At 40.1% G+C, this 10578-nt stretch carries 10 protein-coding genes; 4 read left to right on the top strand and 6 right to left on the bottom strand.

The genetic code is table 11. The features are described from left to right. From NTX86_01475 to NTX86_01460, 4 genes are all read right to left on the bottom strand, one after another. Nucleotides 1–1679 (bottom strand): ankyrin repeat domain-containing protein (locus NTX86_01475; GenBank protein ID MCX5921975.1); only part of this gene is annotated, 1679 nt, incomplete at its 3' end. A gap of 229 nt (nt 1680–1908) precedes the next feature. Continuing rightward, nucleotides 1909–2067 (bottom strand): hypothetical protein, encoded by a 159-nt coding sequence (locus NTX86_01470; protein MCX5921974.1) that lies wholly within the window; start codon nt 2065–2067, stop codon nt 1909–1911. Between the two features lie 275 nt (nt 2068–2342). Further along, a complete protein-coding gene (locus NTX86_01465; GenBank protein MCX5921973.1) occupies nt 2343–3086 on the bottom strand; it encodes a hypothetical protein in 744 nt (247 codons plus the stop codon). Nucleotides 3087–3161: 75 nt separating this feature from the next. After that, entirely contained in the window at nt 3162–3539 is a 378-nt protein-coding gene (locus tag NTX86_01460; GenBank protein ID MCX5921972.1) for an ankyrin repeat domain-containing protein, read from the bottom strand. 233 nt (nt 3540–3772) lie between these two features. On the opposite strand from NTX86_01460, the gene NTX86_01455 reads away from it, so the two are divergent. Then, a complete protein-coding gene (locus tag NTX86_01455; GenBank protein ID MCX5921971.1) occupies nt 3773–6043 on the top strand; it encodes a UvrD-helicase domain-containing protein in 2271 nt (756 codons plus the stop codon). Nucleotides 6044–6045: 2 nt separating this feature from the next. Here NTX86_01455 and NTX86_01450 read toward each other — a convergent pair whose 3' ends face one another. Together NTX86_01450 and trpS are read right to left on the bottom strand one after the other, a co-directional pair. After that, complete coding sequence (locus tag NTX86_01450) at nt 6046–6735, bottom strand: hypothetical protein (GenBank protein MCX5921970.1); 690 nt, start codon at nt 6733–6735, stop codon at nt 6046–6048. Nucleotides 6736–6778: 43 nt separating this feature from the next. Then, nucleotides 6779–7783 carry a tryptophan--tRNA ligase gene (gene trpS / locus NTX86_01445; GenBank protein ID MCX5921969.1) on the bottom strand — a complete coding sequence of 335 codons (1005 nt, stop codon included), beginning with the start codon at nt 7781–7783 and terminating at the stop codon, nt 6779–6781. Nucleotides 7784–8042: 259 nt separating this feature from the next. On the opposite strand from trpS, the gene NTX86_01440 reads away from it, so the two are divergent. From NTX86_01440 to glmM, 3 genes are read left to right on the top strand one after another with little or no spacing between them, the layout of a single operon-like run. Continuing rightward, on the top strand, nt 8043–8900 hold the full coding sequence (locus NTX86_01440; GenBank protein ID MCX5921968.1) for a hypothetical protein: 858 nt from the start codon (nt 8043–8045) through the stop codon (nt 8898–8900). Further along, entirely contained in the window at nt 8854–9246 is a 393-nt protein-coding gene (locus tag NTX86_01435; protein MCX5921967.1) for a hypothetical protein, read from the top strand. Before NTX86_01440 ends, NTX86_01435 begins: the two co-directional genes overlap by 47 nt. Further along, nucleotides 9243–10571: a phosphoglucosamine mutase gene (gene glmM, locus NTX86_01430; protein ID MCX5921966.1), complete on the top strand. Its 1329-nt coding sequence runs from the start codon at nt 9243–9245 to the stop codon at nt 10569–10571. Before NTX86_01435 ends, glmM begins: the two co-directional genes overlap by 4 nt. Nucleotides 10572–10578 lie beyond the last annotated feature (7 nt).

Below are 10578 nucleotides of genomic sequence, written 5' to 3'. Positions count from 1 at the left end.
TTTGTATCCGTCTTCCAATCATCCATTTCATCGCTATCATCATGAGATGACGAAGAACTCGAGCTTGATGATGCCATTGAACGCGACTTCTTGATAACTTCAGGTTGACTCTCACTTAATTCATCTCTTCCACTTCTTTTACCCGCCATTGAAGAACTACTTGACGATGAAGATGAAGCATTGCTTAACAAACTATGAGCATCTTGTAAAATAGGTATCTGCCGAGCACGACGTTCTAGTCTTTTATTTTCCTGCATAGCATTAATACTACCTAGCTCATTAGAATTATCGCCATAGACAAGATCTGCTATAAATTTATGTACTCCAATCTGACCCCCTTCTGTAGGAAAAGGAAATACCGAACGACGTGGACTTCCATTAGATAAAACAGGCTCAACATCTCTTGTTAATGCTGACACAAGATCGATTTTTGCTTGAACATGTTTTTCGGCGAGAGTTTTTTTGAAACGAGATTTAAGAGCTTTCCAAGAATCATCATCAATATGGACTCCTTCTTTAAGGAAAATGTCTTTTATTTTCTCAGTTTTAATATCGCCAAGTACTTCAACCTCACCAACCCTCGCTCCTGCAGCTATCAAATTTTCAACCATTTTTGTACGTGATCTTTTACCAGCATGCATAAGCGCTGTATTACCGTCATTGTCTTGAAGATGAACGTCAGCCTTTGCACCCAATAAACATTCCAATACTTCTTCTTGGTTGGAAATAACAGACTGTATAAGTGCTGTCTGACCAAATCCATTAAATCGATCAATACACGCTTTTTCATTGAGCAAAAAATTAACCAGTTGTAAATTGCCGCCCTGCGCAGCTACAATAAGAGGACGTGTATGTAAGTTCCCCATATCTATGTCGGCCTTTGCATTAAGCAAATTTTTTAACACGGTATAGTTAGTACGTTGATAGGGAGTATCATCTTTATGTGCAGCACTCAGTAGTGCGCTAGATAGACTTGCACGCGAATGACTTGCTGCATGGAGCAACGCCCGTACAATTCGTTCATTATTACCCATAGCCGCGCTCTGCAATATCTCATAACCATACTTATCCGAAACGTGTGGACTAGCTTTTGCATCTAATAACAGTAGTGCCTTCTCAGTAAAATTGTTCAATACAGCATGCATAAGTGCCGTACGTTTACATTTATCTGTATAAGTAAGATCAGCATTAAGACGAATTAAAGCTTTTACTATACTCACATCCTCGCAATCAAAAAGCGCCCTGTCTAGTTTATCATAACGATATTTGGCTAACAATTCATCAACCTTCTTGTTGAGATCACCCGCATTTTGGGAGCCAGCGTGAACCCTTGCTACTAATTCTTCATACTGAGCACGCCCCACTTGGTCATAAAGGTTACGTTTACTTTCATCAGAAAGAACGCCATACACTTGATTAAGTTCTTGCATTTTTTTTCCTGCAGCCTCTTGATCATTAGGATTTCGATCCGGATGGTGTATTAAAGCAAGCTGACGATAGGCCTTGCTGACCTCATCTGTACTAGCATTTTTACCAATTCCTAGGATTTCATAATAACTCCGTTGTGCTACTCCTTGCTGTTTTTCTTGCTTACCATTATCCATGGCCTGTATATAAATAGGAGTAAATAAGGTAATCACCAATAATGACATGAGCATAATAATCATTTGTTTTTTCATGAGATTCTCTTCATTTTGTAGCTTTAGCACAGATTACAACACATAACTCATGCCAAAATACCATATTTTACTATACAATATAAATTGTGACACCCCTTAAAGATTTGTCAAATTGAAATACGCGCTCGTTGTTTTAACCTGAAAATAGGGGTGATTTACCCCTAAGAAAAGGGTGCCAAAGCCTAAAAATTACTAAAGAGCCTAAGTTTTATTTCTGTCCCTGAGACTGTCATTTTGACTGCTGATACTCATTGGCTTGTTTTTCCAATTGGTCGGCAACAGAAGAAAAATCAACACTCGCATACTCGGCACACAGCCTGCTCAACAAAACATGACCGCCCGATGACGGTAAAATACCGTTACTCAATACCTTACTTGCTATATGCAAAAAAAGGGGTCCCACAAACCGCCGAGTTGGAAAAACTCTGGGAAGATTTACTCACCATAAACAAATCGCTATAGGTTATTGAAGATGACATCCACGACAAAAAACGAGTGCTAGAATTTGACCATGAATTCATTCGTCTTGCCCGCGCTGTGTATTACACCAACGACGAGCGCTGCCGCATTAAACGTGCAATTAATGAACTAAGTGGATCGCGATTGATTGAAGAGAAGTCGTATAGGGATTATAAACAGCCGAGCAAATAGAACAAGAGCATATTAGGATAATGGTCGTTTGGTATCAGAAGACAATTGAGCCTCTACGGCAAGTAATAATTTAAATAATTCATTATAACCGGCGCTCTCTTGTTGTTGCGATGTTCCTAATCCGCTCAGAAACTTTTTTCTCTCATATGCTTGCATAGTATTAACTTGCTCACAAGAAGCACCTTGATTTCGGCCGTTATAGTTACCAGCATATTCATGTACAAGATCAAACAATGCCACATGGCCACCCGCTTGAGGAAATGGCAAAACTGAACACGGTTTTATTTCAGCCATCGCACCATGAAGAATTACTTGCAAGGTTGGAAGAACTCCTTCTTTATAATATTTTTGATACCTATCTTGAATATCCTTTTTTATCGCATCATTAAAATCAGTCCAGCTTTCTGCGTCGACATTCGCTCCTGCAGCAAGGAGCTCTTTTACTACCTCATCATGACCCAAATTAACCGCGTAGCTCAACCCCGTACGATCAGGGCAATTATCAATGCACATATTCACCTCTATGCCTGCATTCAATAATTCTTTTAAATGAGCTATCTGAGCTTTATAAATCACCTGTACAAACATCTCATTTTTACGGCCCCTACATTGCGCAATGAACTTTTTAAGATCATCTGACATCTCGTAGCCGTGTTCTTTTTGTTTGCTTGGCTTATTAACGTCCATGGCCCGCATATAAGCAGGAACAAGTACAATAACGAGTATGAATACTTTAAAAAATATATGTTTCTCCATGATCACCCCCACCATGTCTCGATACTATTATTATCTAGTGTACCTGAGACTGTGTCGGTAATGGAACGAAATTAATTAGATCGAGGGTTTTTTCAGCGCCTGACGTATGAGTGCAGCACATTGTTTATAACCCAGTTCAACAGCAAAATCCAAAGCCTGGCTACCTGTTTTATTGCATTGGTCGACCTTAATTCCCGGTTGCTTTAGAAGAAACGCTACACAGCGTTTATGCCCTTCACTTGCAGCAATCATAAGCGCCGTATCTCCATCTTTAGTATTTTCTTGTGCATTCACATTAACACCAAGAACTATGACTGCTTTAAGGCTTACCAATCTTCCATGTTCCGCTGCAAAAAATAATAACTTGTCTCTGTTGCTGTTCTCATGCATAGCTAATGCATGACCATGCATGCATAACAGTAAGGTGATAATAAAAATAATATTTGCATTCATACAAGAAGCCTTTGATGAAAATAAAAACCCTAAAAATGTTTAGAATAAAGCCAAAGTATGCCGCTACCATGCATGGTGTCAAGATTTATCAGTAAAATTCCTTTGATGATTCATCTGGTTTTTCTTGACCACCAAACATCGCAGTATGGCATACAGACTTTTATTTAATTATCTGTTGATTCATGATATTCTAAGGCTACACTCTACATAAAAAATACCTTATTTGGAATACCATGAATATAGACCACAAAACAGCATTCAATGAATTTTTAAATAGCCAACTTAACAGCGAACAAAGCAAGGCTGTAAAACATACTGATAATGCTTTGCTCGTAATTGCAGGTGCTGGCTCAGGAAAAACACGTGTTATCACCGCACGTATTGCACATTTGATTCTCAATTGCGGTGTATCACCACGCAACATTATTGCACTGACTTTCACCAACAAAGCCGCAAAAGAAATGCAAGAACGTATTCTTCACTTTTTGGGTAACGATCATGAACTGCCTTTCATTGGCACGTTCCACTCATACTGCTTGCGCGTCTTGAAAAAAAATCAAGAATTACTCGAGACACCATTTTTTTCTATTCTTGATGATGACGACCAACAAAAATTATTAACCGGTATCATTCAACGCAGCGGCCTACACAAAGAAATCACCGCCAAGAATTTATCCTACCAAATATCACACATCAAAAACCATGCAACCAATACTGAAGAAATAGCCATGCTTTACAGCGTTAACCCACGCTTGGAAGCACTGTATAAAGCATACGAACAAGAAAAACGAGCAAGCAAAGCACTTGATTTTGATGATCTATTATTAGAAGTACTCAGCTTATTCAAACGGCATCCAGGATTTAAAATAAAGTCACAAGAAATGGTACGCCACATTTTGGTTGATGAGTATCAAGATACCAACGTCGTGCAACATGAACTGCTCAAGCAAATGGCGCATGACACCAAAAAAGAATGCGTGGTCGATTCCATATGCGTAGTAGGTGACGAAGACCAATCAATCTACTCATGGCGCGGCGCAACCATTGCAAACATTATCAACTTTAAACAAGACTTTCCTTTAGCATTGTCCATCAAGATTGAACAAAACTATCGCTCTGTTCAACCAATTTTGGATGTTGCCAATAGCGTTATTAGTAACAACAAACAACGGAACCCAAAACATTTGTGGTCAGACAAAAAAGCTGTCGACCGCATCCGCCATGTGGTTTGTTTGTCTGAATATCAAGAAGGTGACATTATTGCCCAACTTGCCCATGTTGCAAGCAAAACAGAAAAGCTCAGCTCCATTGCGGTGCTCTATCGCACACATTTTCAATCGCGCGCCATTGAAGAAGCACTCATTAGAAACTCTATCCCCTACAAAATTATTGGCGGCGTACAATTTTATGAACGTAAAGAAATAAAAGACTTACTTGCTTATTTACGCTTAGTCGTCAACCCGTTTGACCGCGCTGCTTTTTTTAGAGTTATTAATGTCCCGGCCCGCGGCTTAGGTGCAGCATTTGAAGAACTGTTCTATAACCACTGGCACGATGAAGCATTTTTGAGCTTCATCGACATTGGAAAAAAGCTCATTGAGACGATGCAAGTCACCGGAACAAAAAAGAACTCACTCAACGAATTTTTGAATATTTTTAAAGGCCTCAAATCCACCGATAAACCAACAAATGCCGTTGACCATATTATCAGCGAACTCAACTATTTAGCTTACCTTAAAGAAAACTTTGACCCTGAAGATGCACAAACAAGAATCGACAACATCAAAGAGTTGATGAACGCACTTAAACATTTTGAAACTAATAACATCAATAGCATTGAACAATTTCTTGATGAAGTAGCGCTCATGCAAGAGAAGATGAATAAAAAAGATGCCAACCACGATGCTATACTCCTCATGACCTTGCATGCAGCTAAAGGATTGGAATTTAATACCGTGATTTTGGCCGGCCTTGAAGAAGGCTTACTCCCTAGCTCACGCTCCATGATGCAAGAAGCAAGCTTAGAAGAAGAGCGGCGCTTATTTTACGTGGGCATTACCCGAGCACGTGAACGGCTGTTAATAACGCAGTCACGCTATCGTTATGCGTATCGTAACATGACCGACCAATTGCCCTCACGATTCTTGAATGAATTACCAAAACAATTGGCGCAACGTGAAGATGCTTCCTATTGGAAAACCCCAGAAATACGTACGTATTTTAGTAAATGGTTCAGTGGCAATGTGCAAACCGCACCATCACCCGTCATGACTTTTGGCGCAGCGCAGCACAAAGTAGTTAAACAAGAACCCGTGATTACAACAGCCACGGTATCAGCACACCCAAAATCTCCCTTTAAACTCCGCCAGCCGGTGCAACATGCCACCTTTGGCATTGGCCTGGTTGAACTTATTGAGATAAAGAATGCAACCTCGATTTATATCACCGTTAATTTTAAAGGTGGTAAGAAAAAGGTAGCGGCTGAGTTTTTAAAGACGGTGTGATTTCATCCTTCAATAGCATCTTGCTTGTCCGCCGTAGCCTTGGCGAAGGAGGAGGCTAAACGAACACCGACAGGCAATTCTGGCTTAAGAACCATATCTTCACCTGTTGCTCCAATATCTTCTCTTAACAGCTTTTGTAATTGATTGGTACTCAGCACTAATGGCGCGGCAAGAGCCTTGCCATCATACATCAGCGCGCCTTCATCGTTGCTTAATGCTGCAATGTCTGCATCTTCGTCAAGTATGATATCTTTTCCAACCACCTTATCATTAGGAAGTAAAACACCGTCACCTGGTGTAATAAAATAACCTTTTGTGGTACGAACAATTTGATATTCTTGATTTTGAATCGTTAAATTTTTATCAAGGTAGGGACCTTCCCATTGCGTTGGATAGGCTAAATTCATAGATCCAACCTCTGAACCTTTAAACGTAACTACATTCAAGAAGTTTATGGGATTTTTCTGAGCATCAAAACTTAAGATTTTACAACGTTTATCAATACGAGTAAAAATATCAACCAAGGTAATCAGATCTTTATTAATTGACGTAGCAGTATGTCCAACAGGACGATACCAAAAGTTCAATACCAACATTACGGCAAGTAATCCAACAATGACAACAGTCACCATTGATTTTGTGTCCCCACGTGCACCTTGATTGCATCCTTTTAAAAAACATTGTTTTGCCATCATATTCTCCTTAGTATGTACTTACTATTACTCTTCATTTTTCTTATTTATAATCAAGACCTATTGCATGACGCACTTCACGCATAGTGTTTGATGCGACATCATATGTTTTTGCCGTACCATCAAACAAAATCTGCATCACATGAGCTGGATCTTTTTCCCACTCTGAACGTTGCTTTCTAATAGGATCCAAAAATCCATTGAGAATTTCAACCAAACGACGCTTAAGCTTAACATCGCCTAAGCCACCTTTTTGATACTGCGCCTTCAATGCCGCAACTTCGTTTTTATCCGTATCAAAAACATCAAGATAGGTGAAGACCATGTTGCCTTCTACTTTACCTGGATCTTCCACGCGAAGATGGTCAGGATCGGTGTACATACTCATAACTTTTTTTGTTACCACATCAGCAGAATCTGATAAATAAATAGCATTGCCTAATGATTTACTCATCTTTGCTTTGCCATCAATGCCTGGCAAGCGTGGTGTGGCAGCAATCAACGGCTCAGCTTCGACTAAGGTATCAGTTTTATAAATGCGATTAAAGGCGCGTACAATTTCATTGGTCTGCTCTATCATTGGTAGTTGATCGTCCCCTACCGGAATGATGTTACCTTTTACAATAGTAATGTCAGCAGCCTGATGCACGGGATACATTAAAAAACCTGCCGGAATATGGTCGCCAAAATTCTTTTGTTTAATTTCTGTTTTTACCGTTGGATTACGCTTCAGCCTGTTGACCGAAACAAGGTTTAAATACAGAATCGCCAACTCTGAAATTTGTGGAATCATCGACTGAATAAAAATGGTAGATTTAGTTGGATCGATGCCAACCGATAAATAATCAAGGGCGACTTGCAGCACATTATCGCGAACTTTTTTAGGATTTTCATAATGATCGGTCATTGCTTGAAGATCTGCCAAAATAATAAATTGTTCGTGCGTATCTTGCAAAGCAACTCTGTTAATCAATGAGCCAACATAATGGCCAAGATGCAAAGGACCCGTTGGCCGATCACCCGTTAATATAACTTTTTTTTGCGTCATTATACCTGCTTTCTTGAATAAAACAATCATGTACTTCGTGCGATCCCATTAGTCTATCACCACCCTACCACGATCACAAGTATACAAGTTCTTGATACTTGCCACGATACCGAGTTAAGCTAGTGGCGAAAGATTTTAATTTACCCCTCACACGGCTTAATAGCCGTGGTTTAGGGGACCCCGGAAAAAAGGCTTTAGCCCATTCATCCCAGTCTTGGAAAGACATGGGGTTTTCTGGGGATAAACATAGGAGTTCTGTATGTCTTGGCATTCTCTACTTTCTACCTTCATGCCCGCCAACATTTTTTTTGGCTGGCGCAATGCGGCTGAGATTATATTATTCTCAACACTCATCTATTATTTTTCACTGTGGCTGAAACAAGACAAGCAAAAAAATCTTTTATTTAATTTCTATGGCTACTGCGGCATACTGCTCGGCTCCTACTACCTACAGCTGCCCACAGTGACCTATCTTTTATTTATAACCGCACCTATTGCCGTTATGTTATTTATCTTATTTCATCAAGATGTGTTGCAAAAAAACTTTGTTACGTTACGTAATATTATGCCTGCAAGGATGGGCGACGCTGATTGGCTGGAGACGTTAGTGCGAAGCTGTTTGGTGGCTGCCAACAATAATAAAGAAATCTATTGCGTGATCGAACATAAAGATAGTCTTGTCACCCTGCTCAACACACCCCTAGCACTCTATACCGACATACAAAAAAATGTACTGAGTATGATGCTTGAAAGCGTTACGTTTGAGCAACACAATATGTTGTGGGTAAACTCAACTGGCAGATTGCTTGGCATCAATGCTACCTGGAACAATTCGTTGCACGATACTCCAAACGCTGAGTCGGTTAAAGACATGCTCCCTTGGCAACAAGATGCGCTCTTTTTTACCGCAAAAACTGATGCGGTTGTATTCAGTATCAATCCAATCAAACGCACCTTCTCTATTGTAACGCAGGGCAAAACATTCAATGACATTCCTGCACCACACGCTTTAAAAACGATACAAAAATATTTAATAACCCCAACTGTTTCTCAACACAAGGAGATTATTCATGAAGCTCAACGTAAAAACAATAATAACAAGCAACACAGTGCTTAAAGTCATATCCTGCATTTTAGGATATACATTTTGGAGCGTGTTAAGCGCATCGCATACCAATACTATTCAACTGAATGTTCCTGTATGCTTTTATGGACAGAATGCAATGCATGACATTAAAGCACCTGACACCGTCACCATAACGTTGAGTGGAAAACGATCTGATTTGTCAGCACTTGACCCCAAAGCAGTTGCTATGCATGTTGATGCAACGCAACTGCATCAAGGTACCAACCAAATGATCGTGGATAATAAAACATTATTTTTACCTGACACGCTTAAATTGGTAAACTATTGTCCTAGTAATATTGTTATTGATGTACAGGAAAAAAAAACACAAGCATGAAACATAACATCTTTGGAACCGACGGCATACGAGGATTGGTGGGTGCAGAACCATTCTCAATCACATCAATTATAAAACTAGGCATGGCTATTGGCGCATGGGCCCAAAAGACTTATGGAACAACACCAGTGATACTGCTGGGACACGATACACGAGAATCCTGCTCACTCGTTAAAGCTGCATTACAAACAGGACTCTTGCTGCATAAAATAACTATCTATGACGCACAAGTAGTCCCTACCCCAACCATCTATCAATTGGTTACCAAAAATCCGCTTTTTAATCTTGGCATTATTATTTCAGCATCACATAACCCATACCACGACAACGGCATTAAGCTTGTTGATGCACACCGTGGCAAGCTCAGCCTTGATGATGAATTAAAACTATCAGAACTTTTTTACGCACAAGATCTTAATGCGCTCAATTATACCGCGCTTGGTACCACCGTTATGTGGGAAGATGCTCAAAAAGAATATTGCGCAACACTCGCAGAATTTTTTCCAAAAAACTTTTTACAAAATACAACAATAGTTCTTGATTGTGCACATGGCGCAACCTACAAAGTGGCGCATACTATTTTCCAAAGCTTTGGCGCACAGGTCATGCTCATTAATCACCAGCCAACGGGCACAAATATCAACCAGGATTGCGGCGCACTGCATCTTGAATCATTGCAGCACGCAGTCACCCTGCACCATGCTGACGCTGGCTTTGCATTCGATGGTGATGGCGATAGAGTTATGGCAGTCAGTAGACTCGGCCAAGTGAAAAATGGCGATGATATTTTAGCGCTATTACTCACCCATCCGCTGTATGAAAACGAAACCGGTGTTGTAGGGACGGTTATGACCAATCAAGGGTTTGAAGTTCATGCACGCATGCATAATAAAGAACTGCTCCGTGCAAACGTTGGCGACAAATATGTAGCAGAATTATTAGAAAAAAAACAGATGTTGCTCGGTGGTGAACAATCGGGACACATTATTGTGCGTGATTATTTAAATACGGGTGATGGAATTTTTACCGCACTACGAACGCTGCAAGCGATGATTCATACTAACAACTGGGATATGGAAACCTTTGAAAAATTTCCACAAATTCTTATCAATGTTCCTATTACGGTAAAAAAAGATCTGACTGAACCGCATTTGGCAAAAATTATCACCGAACATGAAGCGCAACTACACGGCGGCCGCGTGCTCGTCCGTTATTCAGGCACCGAACTCTTGCTGCGCATTATGATAGAAGATTCGCATGAGGAAACTGCACACAGTGTTGGCAACCATTTGTCACAAGAATTAATAAAACAACTTTCTGTATAATTATTGG

This window comes from Candidatus Dependentiae bacterium, assembly GCA_026389015.1.
Lineage (GTDB): Bacteria > Babelota > Babeliae > Babelales > Vermiphilaceae > JAPLIR01.
This window is presented reverse-complemented; position numbering and strand designations above follow the sequence as displayed.

What these genes read in the sequence shown, in the direction of transcription:
- NTX86_01440 (MCX5921968.1), top strand. Translation starts at nt 8,043, where the DNA reads ATGTCTTGGCATTCTCTACTTTCTACCTTCATGCCCGCCAACATTTTT.
- NTX86_01460 (MCX5921972.1), bottom strand. Translation starts at nt 3,539, where the DNA reads ATGAATGCAAATATTATTTTTATTATCACCTTACTGTTATGCATGCAT.
- glmM (MCX5921966.1), top strand. Translation starts at nt 9,243, where the DNA reads ATGAAACATAACATCTTTGGAACCGACGGCATACGAGGATTGGTGGGT.
- NTX86_01450 (MCX5921970.1), bottom strand. Translation starts at nt 6,735, where the DNA reads ATGGCAAAACAATGTTTTTTAAAAGGATGCAATCAAGGTGCACGTGGG.
- NTX86_01435 (MCX5921967.1), top strand. Translation starts at nt 8,854, where the DNA reads ATGAAGCTCAACGTAAAAACAATAATAACAAGCAACACAGTGCTTAAA.
- trpS (MCX5921969.1), bottom strand. Translation starts at nt 7,783, where the DNA reads ATGACGCAAAAAAAAGTTATATTAACGGGTGATCGGCCAACGGGTCCT.
- NTX86_01465 (MCX5921973.1), bottom strand. Translation starts at nt 3,086, where the DNA reads ATGGAGAAACATATATTTTTTAAAGTATTCATACTCGTTATTGTACTT.
- NTX86_01455 (MCX5921971.1), top strand. Translation starts at nt 3,773, where the DNA reads ATGAATATAGACCACAAAACAGCATTCAATGAATTTTTAAATAGCCAA.